General features: G+C 66.9%; 22 protein-coding genes. 13 read left to right on the forward strand and 9 right to left on the reverse strand.

What is annotated here, in order from left to right:
• Nucleotides 1-46: 46 nt before the first annotated feature.
• The 7 genes from ruvX to pyrE all read right to left on the reverse strand — a co-directional run bounded on the left by ruvX (nt 47) and on the right by pyrE (nt 5,523).
• On the reverse strand, nt 47-532 hold the full coding sequence (gene ruvX / locus GRI75_RS07330) for a Holliday junction resolvase RuvX (protein ID WP_160746302.1): 486 nt from the start codon (nt 530-532) through the stop codon (nt 47-49).
• The gene (locus GRI75_RS07335; protein WP_160746303.1) at nt 511-1,659 is read right to left on the reverse strand and encodes a DUF3089 domain-containing protein; all 1,149 of its coding nucleotides are present in this window, start codon (nt 1,657-1,659) and stop codon (nt 511-513) included. The genes ruvX and GRI75_RS07335 overlap by 22 nt, the downstream gene beginning before the upstream one ends.
• Complete coding sequence (locus tag GRI75_RS07340; protein WP_160746304.1) at nt 1,649-2,743, reverse strand: AI-2E family transporter; 1,095 nt, start codon at nt 2,741-2,743, stop codon at nt 1,649-1,651. The genes GRI75_RS07335 and GRI75_RS07340 overlap by 11 nt, the downstream gene beginning before the upstream one ends.
• Nucleotides 2,736-3,629 (reverse strand): signal peptidase I, encoded by an 894-nt coding sequence (gene lepB / locus GRI75_RS07345; protein WP_160746305.1) that lies wholly within the window; start codon nt 3,627-3,629, stop codon nt 2,736-2,738. The genes GRI75_RS07340 and lepB overlap by 8 nt, the downstream gene beginning before the upstream one ends.
• Nucleotides 3,626-4,027: a holo-ACP synthase gene (gene acpS, locus GRI75_RS07350; RefSeq protein ID WP_160746306.1), complete on the reverse strand. Its 402-nt coding sequence runs from the start codon at nt 4,025-4,027 to the stop codon at nt 3,626-3,628. The genes lepB and acpS overlap by 4 nt, the downstream gene beginning before the upstream one ends.
• A gap of 165 nt (nt 4,028-4,192) precedes the next feature.
• Nucleotides 4,193-4,945, reverse strand: a complete 753-nt coding sequence (locus GRI75_RS07355; RefSeq protein ID WP_160746307.1) for a pyridoxine 5'-phosphate synthase — start codon at nt 4,943-4,945, stop codon at nt 4,193-4,195.
• Nucleotides 4,942-5,523: an orotate phosphoribosyltransferase gene (pyrE, locus tag GRI75_RS07360; RefSeq protein ID WP_160746308.1), complete on the reverse strand. Its 582-nt coding sequence runs from the start codon at nt 5,521-5,523 to the stop codon at nt 4,942-4,944. The genes GRI75_RS07355 and pyrE overlap by 4 nt, the downstream gene beginning before the upstream one ends.
• Before the next feature lie 152 nt (nt 5,524-5,675).
• Between pyrE and coxB the strand changes: the two genes are divergently transcribed.
• From coxB to GRI75_RS07390, 7 genes are all read left to right on the forward strand, one after another.
• Nucleotides 5,676-6,821, forward strand: a complete 1,146-nt coding sequence (gene coxB, locus GRI75_RS07365) for a cytochrome c oxidase subunit II (RefSeq protein ID WP_235911384.1) — start codon at nt 5,676-5,678, stop codon at nt 6,819-6,821.
• 33 nt (nt 6,822-6,854) lie between these two features.
• On the forward strand, nt 6,855-8,570 hold the full coding sequence (ctaD, locus tag GRI75_RS07370) for a cytochrome c oxidase subunit I (RefSeq protein ID WP_160746309.1): 1,716 nt from the start codon (nt 6,855-6,857) through the stop codon (nt 8,568-8,570).
• A gap of 95 nt (nt 8,571-8,665) precedes the next feature.
• Nucleotides 8,666-9,580, forward strand: coding sequence for a heme o synthase (locus tag GRI75_RS07375; protein ID WP_160746310.1), 915 nt, complete (start codon nt 8,666-8,668; stop codon nt 9,578-9,580).
• Nucleotides 9,577-9,705 (forward strand): hypothetical protein, encoded by a 129-nt coding sequence (locus GRI75_RS14690; RefSeq protein ID WP_268891501.1) that lies wholly within the window; start codon nt 9,577-9,579, stop codon nt 9,703-9,705. The genes GRI75_RS07375 and GRI75_RS14690 overlap by 4 nt, the downstream gene beginning before the upstream one ends.
• 2 nt (nt 9,706-9,707) lie before the next feature.
• Complete coding sequence (locus tag GRI75_RS07380; protein WP_160746311.1) at nt 9,708-10,280, forward strand: cytochrome c oxidase assembly protein; 573 nt, start codon at nt 9,708-9,710, stop codon at nt 10,278-10,280.
• 79 nt (nt 10,281-10,359) lie between these two features.
• The gene (locus tag GRI75_RS07385; RefSeq protein WP_160746312.1) at nt 10,360-11,181 is read left to right on the forward strand and encodes a cytochrome c oxidase subunit 3; all 822 of its coding nucleotides are present in this window, start codon (nt 10,360-10,362) and stop codon (nt 11,179-11,181) included.
• Between the two features lie 90 nt (nt 11,182-11,271).
• On the forward strand, nt 11,272-11,850 hold the full coding sequence (locus tag GRI75_RS07390) for an SURF1 family cytochrome oxidase biogenesis protein (RefSeq protein WP_160746313.1): 579 nt from the start codon (nt 11,272-11,274) through the stop codon (nt 11,848-11,850).
• A 156-nt stretch (nt 11,851-12,006) separates the two neighbouring features.
• Here GRI75_RS07390 and GRI75_RS07395 read toward each other — a convergent pair whose 3' ends face one another.
• Both GRI75_RS07395 and GRI75_RS07400 read right to left on the reverse strand, forming a co-directional pair.
• Nucleotides 12,007-12,357 (reverse strand): iron chaperone, encoded by a 351-nt coding sequence (locus GRI75_RS07395; RefSeq protein ID WP_202389637.1) that lies wholly within the window; start codon nt 12,355-12,357, stop codon nt 12,007-12,009.
• A 36-nt stretch (nt 12,358-12,393) separates the two neighbouring features.
• Nucleotides 12,394-12,876: an SRPBCC family protein gene (locus GRI75_RS07400; protein WP_160746314.1), complete on the reverse strand. Its 483-nt coding sequence runs from the start codon at nt 12,874-12,876 to the stop codon at nt 12,394-12,396.
• A 48-nt stretch (nt 12,877-12,924) separates the two neighbouring features.
• Here GRI75_RS07400 and GRI75_RS07405 point away from each other — a divergent pair, with 48 nt between their 5' ends.
• The 6 genes from GRI75_RS07405 (at nt 12,925) to moaA (ending at nt 17,968) form a co-directional block, all read left to right on the forward strand.
• Nucleotides 12,925-13,290 carry an ArsR/SmtB family transcription factor gene (locus GRI75_RS07405; protein WP_160746315.1) on the forward strand — a complete coding sequence of 122 codons (366 nt, stop codon included), beginning with the start codon at nt 12,925-12,927 and terminating at the stop codon, nt 13,288-13,290.
• Nucleotides 13,291-13,517: 227 nt separating this feature from the next.
• Nucleotides 13,518-14,933 (forward strand): threonine synthase, encoded by a 1,416-nt coding sequence (thrC, locus tag GRI75_RS07410; RefSeq protein WP_160746316.1) that lies wholly within the window; start codon nt 13,518-13,520, stop codon nt 14,931-14,933.
• Nucleotides 14,934-15,135: 202 nt separating this feature from the next.
• Nucleotides 15,136-16,116 (forward strand): class I SAM-dependent methyltransferase, encoded by a 981-nt coding sequence (locus tag GRI75_RS07415; protein WP_160746317.1) that lies wholly within the window; start codon nt 15,136-15,138, stop codon nt 16,114-16,116.
• Between the two features lie 8 nt (nt 16,117-16,124).
• Complete coding sequence (locus GRI75_RS07420; RefSeq protein ID WP_160746318.1) at nt 16,125-16,496, forward strand: dihydroneopterin aldolase; 372 nt, start codon at nt 16,125-16,127, stop codon at nt 16,494-16,496.
• Between the two features lie 242 nt (nt 16,497-16,738).
• Nucleotides 16,739-16,954: a Rossmann fold domain-containing protein gene (locus GRI75_RS07425; RefSeq protein WP_160746319.1), complete on the forward strand. Its 216-nt coding sequence runs from the start codon at nt 16,739-16,741 to the stop codon at nt 16,952-16,954.
• A gap of 12 nt (nt 16,955-16,966) precedes the next feature.
• Complete coding sequence (gene moaA / locus GRI75_RS07430; protein WP_160746320.1) at nt 16,967-17,968, forward strand: GTP 3',8-cyclase MoaA; 1,002 nt, start codon at nt 16,967-16,969, stop codon at nt 17,966-17,968.

Here is a 17,968-nt window from a genome sequence, read left to right on the forward strand (position 1 = left end):
TGCTTGCTCGAGATCGCCGCCAACCGCGCGGCGATGCGTAGCGCCTCTAGAACCTGCCCCCGACGAGGGCATCGAGGGCGCCTTGCAGGATCACCGCGGCGGCGTGGCTGTCGATCCGTTCGGCTCTTTTGGCGCGGCTGAAGTCCTGCGCGATCAGGTCGCGCTCGGCGCTGGCGGTGGACCAGCGCTCGTCCCACAGCAGGACCGGCAGGCCGAGCGGCGCGAGGTTGCGGGCGTAGGCGCGGGCCGATTGGACCCGCGGCCCTTCGCTGCCGTCCATGTTGAGCGGGAGGCCGAGCACGATCCCGGCGGCGCTGCGCTCCCTGGCGAGCGCTTCCAGCAAGGCTCGGTCGCGTGCGAACTTGCCACGCGGGAGGGTCTTTCCGGGCGAGGCGAAGCGCCAGCCGGCGTCGCTCAGGGCCGTGCCGATGGTCTTTGTGCCGAGGTCGAGTCCGAGCAGCACGCCTCCGTTTGGCAGCGCTTCGCGGAAGTCGATGGCGCTGGTGGTGATCAGCGGGGCTGCGTCGTCCATGCCCGTACCCGCCGCGCAACGTCCAGTTGCAGGTTCCGCCAGAACAGCGGGATGTCGTAGACGTGATAGTTGTTGCCCGGCAGCACATAGGCGCCAAGGTCCGGCGGGTCGCCGATCAGCAGCAGCCCGCGCTCGTCGCAGCGCGCGGAAACGGCGCCGACGACGAGTTCGCCGGACGAAAGGTCGCCGTTCGGAACCAGGGTGCCGAGGTTGCGCTCCGCCGGGGCGGCGCCGTTGATGCTGCCGGTCAGCGGATTGACGCACAGCACGCCGCTTTCGCCGCGCGGCTTCCCGTCGTAGCCCGGCGATCCGCGGTAGTGCTCCAGCAGCATGCCCGGATCGGCTGGCTCGGCGAAGCTGGACCAGGACACGATGCACCCGGCCTGGTCCGCCGTGGCGCAAGCCGGCAGGCCCAGCGCCGGAAGGTCGTGCTCGACCGAGATCGGCCAGCCGACCGGATAGGCCATCGCCACCCGGTCCTGCAGCGGAGTCCCGGCGATGCGATCCTTCAGCAGGCGGACGATGTGCGATGCGCCCTGGCTGTGCCCGGCGAGCACGATCGGCATATCCGGGCCGACGGTCTCGACGAAGAAGTCGAATGCCTGGCTTACGTCCCGATAGGCGGCGTCGATCGCCAGGAGCGCCGCGGGCGAGTCCGTCAGGTAGGCACCGAAAGTGGCCTGGCGGTAGCGCGGGGCCCAGATCTCGCTCGCTTGGTTGAACGGGCTGGCGAGTCCCCGCAGGAACAGCCGCGCGCGCGCCTGGGAGTCGGCATCGTCCAGCGGGGCGTTCCAGTTGCTGCGGTCGAGGAAGCTGGTCGGGTGGACGAAGAACACAGCGAACCGCGGCGCCTCCTCCGCCTCTTGCGGCTCGGCGGCCTGCCCCGAAGCTTCGGCGAACTCCGGCTGCCAGCGCGCAGGGTCGTTCGTCACCCCGAGACCGGGGCGCGAGAACCACATCGCCGGGTCGTGATAGGCATTCGCCTCGAGCGGCTGCTGCTCGACGAACGAACTGTCGGGCACGAAGGCGATGCGGGTCAGCTTGTCCGACCACAGGCGCAGGGCGATCAGCCCGGCGATGGCCAGGACGATGCAGACGGCAATGAAATAGAGGAACTTACGCGCCATGCGCCGCCTTTGCCTGCGGGTTCTCCCGGTCGTTCATTTCTGCCCGGCGCTCGAGCCAGACCTTGATCATCGCCATCAGCGGATCGGCCAGGAACAGGCCGAGCACGCCGAACAGGATGCCCATGATGAGCTGCGATGCCAGCACCATGGCTGGCGCCAGGTCGACCGTCTTCTTGGCTATCAGCGGGATCACCACGTAGCCGTCGAAGGTCTGCACCAGGAAGTAGACGAAGATCGTGTAGAGCCCCATCTCGGTGCCGCCGGAGAAGCCCACCAGCACCATCAGGATGCCCGCGATGAGTGCTCCGAGGTTGGGGATGAACGCGAGCAGCCCCGTCAGGATGCCGAGCAGGGCGGCCATCGGCACGCCATAGGCGAACAGCATGATCCAGGTGAACACGCCTTCGAAGAACATGCCGACCAGGCGCCCAGCCATCAGCCGCCGCATCGTCGCGCCCATGCGGTTGGCGGTGACGTAGAAGTCCGCGCGGGTGGCGCTCGGCAGGAGCCAGGCGACGGCACGCTCGTAAAGCCGCGGCTCGAAAGCCACGTAGATGCCGATGATGACGATCAGGAACACCGTCGCCAGGCTGCCGAAGATGCCGCCGATGGCGCGGGTCACAGTGCCGACTCCGCTGACCAGGTTGCCGGCGTAGCTGCTCATATCCGACTGACTGACCGCGAAGCCCCGGGATTGAAGCCATGCGAACAGTCGGGCGAGTTGTTCGCTCACCAGAGCCGGGAACTGGGCCGCCTGCTGCGAAATCTGCGAGCCGGCGAAGTAGGACAGCCAGACGAAGAACGCGACGACCAGCAACAGCACCACGACCAAGCGCAGGCTGCGGGCGATCGGCAGGACCCGGCCGACGAGCCTTGCGCCGCCGTCGAGCATCGCCGCGAAGACCATCGCCCCGAAGATCACCAGCAGCGATTGCGAAACGTAGACGAACAGCAGCGCCAGGCCGACGACCGCCACCCAGATGGCGGCGCGCTTGGCTTCGTAGCGAAGTTGCGGGCTGGCAATGTGAGTCGGGCTGCTGCCGATCGGCTCGTGGGCGTCCTCGTCCGCAGCGGCTTCACTCATCCGGCTGGCCCTTTCCCCGTATTTCGGGGCGCAAGCTGGTCCAGGCGCGGCCTTCGCGCAAGGAGTTCCACCAGCTCAGCGGGTTCAGGGAGGTCGTGCCGTCGAGCGAGAAGGTGATGAACTCCGCCCGTCCGCCGATGTTCTCGATCGGCACCGGGCCGCCGAGGCCGTTGCCGAGGAAACCGGCCGGGGCGCGGCTGTCCGCCGAATGATCCCGGTTGTCGCCCATCAGGAACACGTGCCCTTCGGGAACGGTGATCTCGCGGTAGTTGTCGAGCGCCTGGTTCATGTGGTCGATCACCAGGTAGCTCGCGCCGTTGGGCAGGGTTTCGCGGTAGGTCGGCGGTTCGAACACGACCTCGCCGCTCGGCAGGACGGCGCGGTAGCGATCGAACTCGGCTAGGCAGGGGCGGCCGTCGCAAATCTGGCCGTCCTCAGCGATGCGCACCGGCGGCTCGAATTCCTGCGGGACCTCCTCGCCGTTGAGGATGATCTGCCCGCCGACCACGGCGATCCGGTCGCCGGGAAGGGCGACGACACGCTTGATGTAGTCCTCGTTCTTGTCCGGCGGCACGGCGATTACGATGTCGCCGTACTCGGGCGTCGAAGGTGCGATCCGCCAGTCGCCGCGCGGCAGGATGTGGAAGCTCGCCGAAACCCAGCTCCAGCCATAAGGATACTTGCTCACCACCAGCCGGTCGCCGACCAGCAGGTTCGGCTGCATCGAGGCGGAAGGGATGTAGAACGGCTTGGCGATGAAAGTGTGGAACGCCAGCACCGCCAGCAGCATCAGCGCCAGCCCGCGCAGTTCCTGCAGCCAGTTGACCTTGTCGGCCTTCTTGTCGGTTTTCTCTTCCATGGTCGGACTGGCGGGCGCTGAACTCATAGCGGGCGGGCCTCGATGATCACGAAGGCCTGCGCCCATGGATGGTCGTCGGTGAGGGTGAGATGAATGACGGCCTCATGGCCGTCCGGCACCATTTCCGCAAGGCGCTTGGCCGCGCCGCCCGTGAGCTGCAGCGTCGGTGCGCCGGACGGTGCGTTCACCACCCCGATGTCCTTCATGTAGACGCCGCGGTAGAAACCGGTGCCGACAGCCTTGGAGAACGCCTCCTTGGCGGCGAAGCGCTTCGCGTAAGTCCCCGCGCGGGTATAGGGCCGCCGCGCCGCCTTGGCCCTCTCGACCTCGGTGAAGCAGCGCTGCTCGAACCGGCCGCCGTGACGGTCGAGCGCCGCCTGGATACGCTCGATGTTGCACAGGTCGGAACCCATGCCGATGATCACGTGAAATCCTCCCCGGGACGGGGAGAGGGACCGCCCGCGCAGCGGGTGGTGGAGGGGGCCCGGGCACAAGCGGGGCGCCGGCGGAGGGCCCCCTCCACCATGCTGCGCATGGTCCCCCTCCCCGTCCCGGGGAGGATTGGGTGCCTGCCGCTCACCGTTGGAACCTCACCGCGCCAGATCCATCAGCTCGCGCATGCGCACGACTGCAGGCTCCAGCCCGACGAAGATCGCTTCGCCGACGAGATAGTGGCCGATGTTGAGCTCGGCGAGCTGCGGAATGGCGGCGATCGGCTGGACGTTCTCGTACGTCAGGCCGTGGCCGGCGTGCGGCTCGATCCCGTTCTTGGCTGCGAGGGCGGCCATGTCGGCGATTCGCTTCAGCTCGGCTGCCACCTGGTCGCCAGTCGCGTGGGCGTATTCGCCGGTGTGGAATTCGACCACCGGCGCGCCGAGGCGCAGCGCGGCCTCGAGCTGGCGCTCGCTGGCTTCGATGAACAGGCTCACGCGGATGCCGGCGTCGGCCAGTCGGGTAACGATCGGCGCCAGGTGGTTGTGCTGCCCGGCCGCGTCCAGGCCGCCTTCGGTGGTGCGCTCCTCGCGCTTCTCCGGGACGATGCAGGCAGCGTGCGGCTTGTGGGCCAGGGCGATGGCCAGCATCTCCTCGGTCGCAGCCATCTCCAGGTTCAGCGGCAGGTCCGTGGCGTCCTGGATCCGCTTGAGATCGTCGTCGCGGATATGCCGCCGATCCTCCCGCAAGTGCGCGGTGATACCGTCGCCGCCGCAGCGGGCGACGATCTCGGCCGCGCGCACCGGATCGGGATGGTCGCCGCCGCGGGCGTTGCGGATCGTGGCGACGTGATCGATGTTGACGCCGAGACGGAGGCGCGGCGTCCCCTCCTGGGCTTGCGGAAGGCTCAAGCCTTGCGGCTCCCCGGCTTCTCGATCGGCTTTGCGGCGAGCTCCGGCGGAACTTCGTCGGGCCCGTATGTGGGGAAGTTGATCTCCACCAGAGTGAACAGTGGAACGCCGAGATCGACCTCTCCGGCCGAGCGGTCGACCAGCGCCGCGGCGGCAATCACTTCGCCGCCTTCGGCGTTGATCGCCTTGATCGCCTCGCGGCTGGAAAGCCCGGTGGTGACCACGTCCTCCACCAGCAGGACCTTTTCTCCCGGCTTCATGTCGAAGCCACGGCGGAATTCGAACGTGCCGGTCGGGCGTTCGACGAACACCGCATCCACTTCCAGCGCGCGGCCCACTTCATGGCCGATGATCACGCCGCCCATCGCCGGGGAGACGACCTTCTCTATCTGCGTGCGAATATCGCGCGGCAGCTTGTGCACGAGCGCACGGGCGAGCGTCGCAGCCCGTTCCGCATTCATCAGCACGCGCGCGCACTGCAGGTAATAGGCACTGTGCCGCCCGGATGAGAGCTGGAAGTGGCCTTCCAGCAGGGCATGGCTGGCGCGGAACTCTGCGAGGACCTCGTCTTCGGTCATAGCGGTGTGGTAAACCCCTCTTTCGATGCGCGTTTGCGGCATGGCACGGGCCTGTCGAAAAATCTCCCTAGAAGCGCTTGAGGCATGGGGCAAGCGCGCGTATAGGCGCCGCGAAACCTGCCCTCCCGGGCGGAACGCGCATCCGCGCGCCCATGCTTACGGATACGGAAAGCGTCAGACAGATGAACTTCGGCGATATCGCCCGCAAGCGGTTGAGTTTTCTTGGAATTCTTCTTGCCGCATTGGCCCTTTCCGCGGCCCCCCAGGGCGCGCTCGCGCAAGCGACCGGAGAGCTCGACGCGCAGGCGGAAAACGTGGCCGACCCGGCCGTTCCGGAGCCAGCGACGGCGGAGCCGACGGTGACCGAGGCCGCGCCCGGTGCCGATGCTTACACGCCGCTCGGGCCGGAATGGATTAAGGGTCGCCCGACCGCTCCGTCGGAGGACATGCTCGCATCGATCTCGTTCCAGGAGCAGTACTCGGACGACGGCCAGTTCGCCCTGTGGATGCACGACGCGATCCTGATCCCCATGATCACGGTCACCAGCCTGCTCGTGCTGGGGCTGCTGCTGTGGGTGATCGCGCGCTTCAACCGCCGCAGGAACCCGGTTCCTTCGAAGACCAGCCATAACACCCTTATCGAGATCATCTGGACGGTCGTTCCGGTGCTGATCCTGGTGATCATCGCGGTGCCTTCGATCACGCTGCTGTCGCGCCAGTACAAGAGCGCGCCGGAAGATGCGCTGACGGTGAAGGTCACCGGCTACCAGTGGTACTGGGGCTACAGCTACCCCGACAACGGCGGGTTCGAGGTGATCTCGAACATGCTCGACGACGAAGCGGCGCTGAGCCGCGGCGAGCCCGCGCAGCTCGCGGTGGACAACCGCATGGTCGTTCCTGTCGGCGTGCCGATCCGCATCCAGACGACCGGGGCGGACGTGATCCACTCGTTCGCCGTGCCGAGCCTGTGGTTCAAGATCGACTCGGTGCCCGGCCGGATCAACGAACGGGTCATGACCATCAACGAACCCGGCATCTACTACGGCCAGTGTTCCGAGCTTTGCGGCGCGCGGCACGCCTACATGCCGATCGCGATCGAGGCAGTGCCGATGGCCCGCTTCAACGCGTGGCTCCGTTCGCAGGGCGGCACGCCGAAGGGTGAGGGCGCTCCGCAGGGGGCGGCACCGGCACTGGCGCCGCAGGAACCCGAATCCGCTGTCGAGGGCGCCCCGGGCGCCGGCGAGGCCCCGGAAGCGGGCACGCCCGAAGTCACCCCCGCCGCCGGCAACCCGGCCTGAGCGCCTCGAATTTAGAACCAAGGTTATCACGTCATGGCCACCACTGCCGACACCTTCCAGGCTCACCACGAAGAGCACCACCACGATGCCGACCATAAGCCGGGCTTCTTCGCCCGCTGGTTCATGTCCACCAACCACAAGGACATCGGCACCCTCTACCTGATCTTCGCGATCATGGCCGGTATCATCGGCGGCGCGATCTCCGGCATCATGCGCCAGGAACTGGCGCAGCCGGGCATCCAGGTGCTGGGCAGCGTTGCGGCGTGGCTCAACGGCGGCACGGTCGACATGGACCAGGCGCTGCACACCTGGAACGTGCTGATCACGGCCCACGGCCTGATCATGGTGTTCTTCATGGTGATGCCGGCGATGATCGGCGGCTTCGGCAACTGGTTCGTGCCGCTGATGATCGGCGCGCCGGACATGGCGTTCCCGCGCATGAACAACATCTCGTTCTGGCTGACCGCCGCCGGCTTCGTCAGCCTGATGGCCTCGACTTTCGTTCCTGGTGGCACCGGCCTCGGCGCCGGCACCGGCTGGACGGTCTATGCTCCGCTCTCGACGAGCGGTTCGCCGGGCCCGGCGGTCGATTTCGCGATTTTCTCGCTGCACCTCGCCGGTGCCGCGTCGATCATGGGCGCGATCAACTTCATCACCACGATCTTCAACATGCGCGCGCCGGGCATGACCCTGCACAAGATGCCGCTGTTCGTGTGGTCCGTGCTGGTCACCGCGTTCCTGCTGCTGCTGGCGCTGCCGGTGCTCGCCGCGGCGATCACCATGCTGCTGACCGACCGCAACTTCGGTACGACGTTCTTCGACCAGGCCGGCGGCGGCGATCCGGTGCTCTACCAGCACCTGTTCTGGTTCTTCGGCCACCCGGAAGTGTACATCATGATCCTGCCGGGCTTCGGCATGGTCAGCCAGATCGTCGCGACCTTCAGCCGCAAGCCGGTGTTCGGCTACCTCGGCATGGCTTACGCCATGGTCGCGATCGGCGTGGTCGGCTTCGTCGTCTGGGCCCACCACATGTACACCGTGGGCATGAACGTGAACACGAAGATGTACTTCACGGCCGCCACGATGGTCATCGCGGTGCCGACCGGCATCAAGATCTTCAGCTGGATCGCCACGATGTGGGGCGGCAGCCTGGAGTTCAAGAGCCCGATGGTCTGGTCGCTGGGCTTCATCTTCCTGTTCACCGTCGGCGGCGTGACCGGCGTCGTGCTGGCCAACGGCGGCATCGACGACAACCTGCACGACACCTACTACGTCGTCGCGCACTTCCACTACGTGCTGTCGATGGGTGCGGTGTTCGCGCTGTTCGCCGGCTTCTACTACTGGTTCCCGAAGATGAGCGGGAAGATGCACTCCGAGTTCCTGGCGCACCTGCACTTCTGGGTGTTCTTCGTCGGCGTGAACATCATCTTCTTCCCGATGCACTTCCTGGGCATGAACGGCATGCCGCGCCGCTATCCGGACTACACCCCGGCGTTCTCCTACTGGAACGAGATCGCGACGGTCGGTTACTGGATCATGGCCGGTTCGATGCTGATCTTCTTCGCCAACCTGATCTACGCGTTCGTGGCGGGCCGGAAGGCTGCTCCGAACTACTGGGGCGAAGGTGCCACGACGCTGGAATGGTCGCTGACCAGCCCGCCGCCGTACCACCAGTTCGAAACGCTGCCGGTGATCGAAGAGCATCACGACTATCACGATCACATCGCCGACAGCCCGGCGAAGGCATAAACAGCACGGCTGCAGGCCTCGCCTGCGGCATGCTACAGGTGGGGGCGCGCCGGAGACGGTGCGCCCCTGTCGCATGAGGAAACCGCGAACCCGCTATGACCAGCGCCGCAACCCCAGTCCCGGCCGAATGGCGCGATTTCTTCGCGTTGACGAAGCCGCGGGTCATGAGCCTGGTGGTCTTCACCGGGCTTTGCGGGCTGCTCGCGGCGCCGGGCTCGATTCATCCGGTGCTCGGCTTCACCGCCGTGCTGTGCATCGCGCTTGGCGCGGGTGGGGCGGGCGCGCTCAACCAGTGGTGGGAAGCGGACATCGACGCCGGGATGAAGCGTACCGCCAAGCGCCCGCTGCCCGGCGGGCGGATGGAGCGGACCAACGCGCGCGACTTCGGGATTGCGCTGTCGGTCTCCTCCGTGCTGGTCATGGGCCTGGCGGTGAATTGGCTTTCCGCCGCGATCCTCGCGCTCTCAATCGTCTACTATGCGGTCGTCTACACCATCTGGCTCAAGCCGCGCACGCCGCAGAATATCGTCATTGGCGGGGGTGCCGGCGCTTTTCCGCCGCTGATCGGCTGGGTCGCGGTGACCGGCGACATCACGCTGATGCCGGTGCTGCTGTTCGCCATCATCTTCGTGTGGACCCCGCCGCACTTCTGGGCGCTCGCGCTGTTCGTGCAGACCGATTATGCCAAAGTCGGCATCCCGATGCTGCCGGTGGTGAAGGGGGAGGCGGCAACTCGCCGGCAGATCCTCGCCTATTCGCTGGTCCTGTTCCTCGTCAGCCTGGCCCCCTGGTGGATCGGCGGCACGGGCATGATCTACGGCATTGCCGCGGTGGTTCTGTCGGCCCTGTTCGTGGTCCTGTCCCTGCCCGTGGGGGTGCGCCGCAGCGGGGAGGATGACCGGATGAAGCCGGAGAAGCGCCTGTTCGGCTATTCGGTGCTGTATCTCTTCGCGCTGTTCGCCGCGCTGGTTGCGGATCGGCTGATCCTGGGGCAGGGGCTTTCGTCATGACTCCCGAAGAACAAGACGCTCACAAACGGGCCCGCCGCGGCCGCAACATCGCCCTGGCGCTCGTGTTGGTAGGGTTCGTGGTGCTGTTCTACGCCATCACGATCGCGAAGATCGGCGGGAGCTGACCATGGCCAGCCGCCCGCTCGACAGCCGCAACCGCCGCACCGGCATCATCGCGCTGCTGGCTGCCGTGGCGATGCTCGGCATGGGCTATGCCGCGGTCCCGCTCTACCGCCTGTTCTGTCAGGTGACCGGCTTCGGCGGCACGACCCAGCGCGCGACCGATGGCCAGGCGGCCAGCGCAGCCGAGATCGCCCGCAGCGCCGGCACCCGGACGATATCGGTGCGCTTCGACGCCAACACCACGCGCGACGTGCCGTGGGACTTCCGTCCGCTGCAGGTGACCGACACCGTCGCCATCGGCGAGCGCGACATGGCCGTGTTCGTGGCGAAAAATAACTCGGACGTGCCGGTCACCGGCAGCGCCACCTTCAACGTCACGCCCGTGCAGACCGGCGCCTACTTCAACAAGATCCAGTGCTTCTGCTTTACGGAGCAGACGCTCCAGCCGGGGCAGGAAGTTCGCATGCCGGTGATCTACTACGTCGACCCCAAGATCCTCGACGACGAGAACGCCCGCGACGTCGAGCAAATCACGCTCAGCTACACATTCCACAAGCTGGAGAAGCAGGGCTCCTGAATCTGGGCCCTTACCCTCTGGACCCGCGCGACGCGGCCCATTAAGGGCCTGCGCAAACAAGGACACGGAAGCGACTGTCATGGCCGGTGCCAAGAACCACGATTACCACATCCTGCCGCCCGATATCTGGCCGCTGGCCGGCTCGATCTCGGCGCTTACGTTCACCACCGGCATGGTGCTGTACATGCATGAGATGGCCAATGCCTGGCTCGTGCTCGGCCTCGGCGTCGCCGGCTTGATCGCGACGTTCTTCAGCTGGTTCTCGAACATCGTGAAGGAAGCCCAGGCGGGCGACCACACCCCGGTGGTGCAGCTTCACCTGCGCTACGGCATGATCCTGTTCATCGCTTCGGAAGTGATGTTCTTCGTTGGGTGGTTCTGGTCGTGGTTCGACTTCGCCCTGTTCCCCTCGACGCTGAGCGAGGCGATCGGCGGCACGTTCCCGCCGGCGTCGATCGAAGCCGTGATGGACCCGTTCGACCTGCCGCTGCTCAACACGCTGATCCTGCTGTGTTCGGGCACGACCGTCACCTGGGCGCACCACTCGCTGATCCACGGCGACCGGGACGGCCTGAAGAAGGGCCTGTGGCTGACGATCCTGCTGGGCGTGCTGTTCAGCTGCATCCAGGCTTACGAGTATGCCCACGCGCCGTTCCCGTTCGGCCAGAACACCTACGGCTCGGCTTTCTACATGGCGACCGGGTTCCACGGCTTCCACGTGCTGGTCGGCACGATCTTCCTGATCGTCTGCCTGGTGCGCACCTACAAGGGCCACTTCACTCCGCGCCAGCACTTCGGTTTCGAAGCGGCGGCATGGTACTGGCACTTCGTCGACGTGGTGTGGCTGTTCCTGTTCGTGGTCGTCTACGTGTGGGGCGGCTGGGGCGCCGAAGTCCACTGATCCCATGACGGGCGATCCGTCTTCCAAAGGGCAGCCCGCTTTCGGCGAGGCTGCCCTTTTCGGTTTGTGTCCCGAGTGCGGCGCCAAGATATGACCCGCCGCGTTCCCATCTTCGCCACCATCGTCGTAGCCGCGGCCATCGCCACGATGATCGCGCTCGGCATCTGGCAGTTCGGCCGCGCGGAATGGAAAGCCGATCTGATCGCCCGCTACGGCCAGGCGCAGTCCATGTCCTCCGAAGTGCCCTGGCCTCGCAGCGAGACCGACCTGGAGCAGTCCCTGTTTCGCTGGAGCGGCTTCACCTGCGAGCGGGTGCTGGAAATGCGATCCGGTGCCGGCACGAGTGCGCGCGGAGAGAAAGGCTGGCGGCACGTGGCCCGCTGCGCCGTCGACGGCGGGGGAGAGGCGGAGGTCGCGCTGGGCTGGTCGCAAGGGCCGCAGGCGCCGCAGTGGCCGGGCGGGGAAGTACGCGGCATCATCGCGCCCGGCGGCGTCCTCCAGGCCGCTCAGCCTGTAGAGGGGCTCGCTCCGCTTGCTCCGCCCGATCCCAGCGACCTGCCGAACAACCACCTCGCCTACGCCGGCCAGTGGTTCTTCTTCGCACTCACCGCGCTCGTGATCTACGTCCTGGCGCTGCGCAGGCGGCGGAGTTCTCCGTCTCCACGCTGAGCGGATCACGGTCCGAGTGAGGACTGCGCCCATGTTCGAAACCGTCACCCTGAACTTGTTTCAGGGTCCATCTCTCCGCCTGCACGACCTGCGCCCGGAGGCACCATGGATGCTGAAGCGAGTTCAGCATGACGGTGATGGGCGGTGGGTGGATCTCTAGAGATTCTGATCCCGACGCGATGCCAGGGCGAGTTTCCTGACGAGCTCGTCGGGGATGGGTCGGCTCGGCGAGAAGGTGACGCCGGTCTTGCTGGCCTTGAGCCCCGCCGCGGCGATCTCACCGGCATGCGACTCGATCGCGGAAGGCGCCAGATAGAGGCCGCATTGCTTGCTAAAAGCGCCATAGCCTGCGGCGATAGATTGTCCGATCCTGAACCCGGGCATCTTGTAGGCGATGACCTCCTCGGCGTCGGGCAGTGCGTCCGCGAGCTGGGCGCGCAAGCGCATCAGCAGGGGGCGGAGGCCTTCAGGAGCCTCGGCTATGTAGGCGTCGTGATTGGCAACCATGGTCAGGGCCTAATCGATCCGATCTCTTGCTTATCCCTACTTGTACATCCCGTCGCGCAAGTTGATGCCGTGCTCGAGCCAGGCCTTGAGCGCGCAGAGCATCTGCGACCAGCCCTGGCAGTTGCCGTAGCTTGCCTGCAGCGCGCCCTGGTTCTCCCGCCAGCCTTCCTCGGCGATCTCGACGAGTGTGCGGCCGTCGTCGAGCGCCTTGAAGGTCATCGTCACCGTGGTGCGGTAATCCGCATCCGTTAGCTCGCCGCCCTCGAGGTTCGGCGCTTCGCCTTCGCTCGCCTGCCATTCCAGGACGATCCGCTCGTCCGGCACGACTTCGGTCACCTGGACCGGGAAGGCGCCAGGGTAGTCGTGGAAATCCCAGGTGACTGTCGCCCCTTCCTCGATGCGCCCCTGAGCGCCGCCGGTGGTGAAGTAGCGCGAAAGCTGGTCCGGATCGGCGACCGCCTCGAACACCTCGTGCACCGGCTTGGCGATCCGCGCGGCGACCCTGAATTTCAGTTCCATCGGAAGCCTCCTCTTGAGTCGCTGCGAGTTATGTTATAAAATCATAACATGTCAACCGAAGACCAGTTCGATGCCGTTTTCAAGGCGCTGGCCAATGCCGTGCGGCGCGGGATCTGCGACGAGCTCAAGCTCCGCCCGCTGACGACCAAGCAGCTTTGCGCCGCGTTCCCGCAGCTCGACCGCTGCACGGTGATGCAGCACCTCAGGATTCTGGAGGAGGCAGGGCTGGTCGTGCCGGTGCGCAAGGGGCGGGAGCGGTTCAACTATCTCGACGCAATGCCCATCCAGACGATCCACGAGCGCTGGATCGGCCCGCACGCTGCCGGCGCGGCGGCGGGGCTCAATCGGCTCAAGCGAGAGTTGGAGGGCGTCCAATCCACATCCGTTCGTCCTGAGCCTGTCGAAGGACGATAGGGCGCGCCTTCCGTGGTTCGACAAGCTCACCACGAACGGAGAGTTTGTGACCCGGCGAATCCCCACCGGCAGGTGGGTTCCAAGCAAAAGGTCCGTTCGTCCTGAGCTTGTCGAAGGACGAGGGCGCGACATCGAGGGATCGGCAGGCCCGCCAGAACGGAGACTTTACGCCCGCCTAGCCCCCATTGCTTGCCCGGCGCGCGGCGTGCGGCTAACCGCCCTGCTGCATGGAATACATCTCGACACGCGGCAGCGCCCAGTTACCTGTTAATGGGCCGCTCGATTTCGAAGGCGCGACGCTGGCCGGGCTGGCGTCCGACGGCGGCCTTTACGTTCCGCGCGAATGGCCGCGCTTCTCGCTCGACGAGATCGCCGCAATGCGCGGGCTCCCGTATGCGGAGCTCGCCGCGCGCGTGATGAAGCCGTTCGTCGGCGACAGCCTGGCGCCCGAGCGCCTGCGCGAGCTGTGCGAGCAGGCCTACGGCCGCTTCGCCCACGCCGCGGTCACTCCGCTGGCGCAGCTCGACGAGCGCAACTGGCTGCTGGAGTTGTTCCACGGCCCCACGCTCGCGTTCAAGGACGTGGCGCTGCAACTGCTCGGGCTGCTGTTCGAGGAATTCCTCTCCCGCCGCGATGAGCGCCTGACGATCGTCGGCGCCACCAGCGGCGACACCGGTTCGGCCGCGATCGACGCCGTCGCCGGCCGCGAGCGGATCGACATCTTCATGCTCCATCCCAATGGACGGGTGAGCGACGTCCAGCGGCGCCAGATGACGACCGTCAAGGCGCCCAACGTCCACAACATCGCCATCGAGGGCAGCTTCGACGATGCCCAGGCGATGGTGAAGCGGGTGTTCGGCGATACCGAGCTGACCGGCCGCTTCCGCATCAGCGCGGTGAACTCGATCAACTGGGCGCGGCTGATGGCGCAGGTGGTTTACTACTTCGCCGCCGCGCTGCAGCTCGGCGGACCGGCGCGGAAGGTGGCTTTCAGCGTGCCGACCGGCAATTTCGGCGACGTCTTCGCCGGCCATGTCGCCGCGCGCATGGGCCTGCCGATCGAGCGGCTGATCGTCGCCACCAACGTCAACGACATCCTCCACCGCGCGCTCTCCGCCGGGGACTATTCGACCGGCACCGTCACGCCGACCGCGGCCCCGTCGATGGATATCCAAGTCAGCTCCAACTTCGAGCGGCTGCTGTTCGACGTAGGCGGCCGCGACGGCTTGGCGCTGGCCGAACAGATGCGCGGCTTCGAAGCTAGCAAGGCGATGCGGCTGACCAACGCCCAGCGCGAAGGCGCGGCCACGCTGTTCAGCAGCACCAGCGCCGATGCCGACCAGATGAGCCAGGCGATGCGCTGGGCTTACGAGTCGTGCGGCGAGGTGATCGATCCGCACACCGCGATCGGCCTCCACGCCGCGCGCGAGGCCGATCTCCCGGGCGACGTTCCCGTGGTGACGCTGGCAACGGCCCATCCCGCCAAGTTCCGCGATGCCGTAGAGCGCGCGACCGGCCTGCGCCCGCCGTTGCCCGCGCGGATGGGCGACTTGTTCGAGCGCGACGAGAGCTACGTCGAACTCCCCGGCGAATACGAAGCCGTCACCGCCTACGTCGCGGAGCACGCGACTCCCTCCCGCTGATGGTGTTTGCTCATGCAGAGGCGCGGAGACGCAGAGGGGCGCTGCCCTTCTCGTCGTCACCCCCGCGAAAGCGGGGGCCCCGCTTTTCTTCGAGCGCTGCGCCGGAAGGCAGCGGGATCCCCGCTCTCGCGGGGAAGACGAAAATACCTGATGTACTCCCCCTCCGCGCCTCCGCGCCTCTGCGTGCGAAACGAACAGCGCCATGGCCAGCCTGATCGAGCAGCCGATCCTCCTGGAGGGGAGCGAATGGGCCGACTACGGCCTGGTCGACAGCGGTCACGGCCGCAAGCTGGAGCGCTACGGCCCCCATCGCTTCATCCGCCCCGAGCCGCAGGCGATGTGGTCTCCGCGCCTGGACGACTGGCAGGCCGACGGCGAGTTCGTGCCCGGTTCGGACGAGGACGGCGGCGGGCGCTGGCACTTCGAACGCGACGTGCCGCCGGAGGGCTGGCCGCTCTCCTGGAACCAGGTGCGCTTCACCGCGCAATGCACGCCGTTCCGTCATCTAGGCTTCTTCCCGGACATGGCACCGGTGTGGAGCTGGATGCGGGGGCAATTGCGTCGTCCCGGACTTGATCCGGGACCGGTGCCCGCGCCGGCCGACCTGGAGGCCAGCGGTCCCGGGTCGAGCCCGGGACGACGCGGTACCCTCAACCTGTTCGGCTACACCGGCGTCGGCACTCTGGCGCTGAGCGAGTGCGGCCCGGTCACCCACGTCGATGCCAGCAAGAAGTCGGTCGCCCAGGCGCGCGAGAATGCCGCCCTCTCCGGCATGGCGGAACGCCCGATCCGCTGGCTGGTGGACGACGCCGCGAAGTTCACCGCGCGCGAGGTGCGGCGCGGGAGCCGCTACGACGGGATCATCCTCGACCCGCCCAAGTTTGGGCGCGGTCCGAAGAACGAGACCTGGCGGCTCGAGGAAGGGCTGCCGCCGCTGATCGCCGACTGCCGGCAGCTGCTCGACGCCGACAGCCGGTTCCTGTTCCTGACCGTCTATGCCGTTCGCATGAGCAGCCTGGCGCTCGCCGGCCTGCTGGCGGAGCACTTCGCCGAACTGCCCGGCACGATCGAGCACGGCGATCTCGCAGTGCGCGAGGAAGCCCTTCGACAGGCTCAGGGTAATCGGACGGAGGGACGGCTTCTACCGACCGCGATTTTCGCCCGCTGGTCCAATCCGGAGTAACGCAGCCCATGGCCGATTCGCTCTATCTCGAACTCGCGGATTTCGTGCACATGGTGCACACGGGGATCTACTCGGAGGAGACCGGCCGCCCGCAGCCGCTGCGCTTCACCATCCGCATCAAGCTGAAGCCGATCGCCCGCTACGAAGCGGATACGCCGCTCGACGCCAGCAAGAACTACATGGACCTGAAGTTCGCCGCTTCGGAAGCGCTGCCGGAGGGAGTGCACTTCAAGCTGATCGAGGCCGTGGCCGACCATATCTGCGAGACGCTGTTCCTGCAGGATGAGCGGGTCGAGGAAGTCAGCGTCAAAATTGTCAAACTCGCCCTTAGCGTCGGTGAAGAGCAGATCGGCATAACGTTGACGCGCGAGCGGCGGTGATGGCCGCCTTCAGGGTCGGTCCGTTGCCGGAGGGAGCGCTTGCGGCGGCGGCCGAGTTCTACGCGCGGTTCCTTCCCGCCATCAGGGCTGATTTGGGCCTCTCAGATCCTCCCCGGGACGGGGAGGGGGACCATGCGCAGCATGGTGGAGGGGGCCCGCGGCAACTACCGCCGTTGCAAGAGAGGCGAGCCCCCTCCGTCACCGGCCTGCGGCCGGCGCCACCTCCCCGTCCCGGGGAGGATTTGGTCCTGATCTTCCCTCCGGCGCCCCACGATCACCGGGCTTGGCGCCTGGCGGCTGTGCAGGATCTGGCGCGTGAGGCGGCGCCGAGGCGGGTCAACGCGGTTGCCGGGGACGACGAAAGCGCGGTGGCCGAAGCGCTCGCCTGGCTGGAGCAGGCGCCGGGAATTACCGGGCAATTGCTCGCGGTGGATGGCAAAAGCGGCGCAAAGGACTAGATTGGCCGGATAATGAGCTGCAGCAAACCCCTTGTGGACGCCTTCAACCGGCGGATCAGCTATCTGCGCCTGTCGGTGACGGATCGCTGCGACTTGCGCTGCAGCTATTGCATGCCGGAGCAGATGCAGTTCCTGCCGCGCAAGGAAGTGCTCAGCCTAGAAGAGCTGCACAAGCTCGCGCTGGCGTTCATTGACCGGGGTATCTCGAAGATCCGCCTGACCGGCGGCGAGCCGCTGGTGCGGCGCGACGTGATCGAGCTGGTCCACGCGCTCGGCCGCAAGCTGGGCGACGGGCTGGAGGAACTGACGCTCACCACCAACGGCACCCAGCTCGAGAAGTTCGCCGAGGATCTGGCCGCTGCCGGAATCCGCCGCATCAACGTCTCGCTCGACACGATGGACGGCACGCTGTTCCAGGAGCTCTCCCGCCGCGACCGGCTGAACCACGTGCTGCGCGGGATCGCCGCGGCCAAGGACGCCGGGCTCAAGGTCAAGCTCAACACCGTCGCGCTCAAGGGCCTGAACGAGGAGGAGATCCCGTTCCTTGTCGAGTGGGCCCATGCCCACGGCCACGAGATCACCTTGATCGAAGTCATGCCGCTGGGCGAAGTGGATGGGGAGCGGGTCGACCACTACCTGCCGCTGACCGCCGTACAGGATGCGCTGGCAGCCCGCTGGACGCTGACGCCTTCGGATCACCGCTCCGGCGGACCGGCTCGTTATTTCGATGTTGCGGAGACCGGCGGCCGCCTCGGCCTGATCACGCCGCTGACGAACAACTTCTGCGCCGGCTGCAACCGCATCCGCGTCACCGCCACCGGCCAGCTCTATGCCTGCCTCGGCGGCGCCGAGCAGGTGGACTTGCGCGCCGCGCTACGCTCGGATGCGCCCGACGCCCGGCTCGCCGAGGCTCTCGACGAAGCGATGCGGATCAAGCCCGAACGGCACCACTTCCTGATCGAACGGGGTGCGGGGCCGGCTCAGCCGCGGCACATGTCGCTCACCGGAGGCTGA

Source organism: Croceibacterium soli (genome assembly GCF_009828065.1).
GTDB classification, from domain to species: Bacteria; Pseudomonadota; Alphaproteobacteria; order Sphingomonadales; family Sphingomonadaceae; genus Croceibacterium_B; species Croceibacterium_B soli.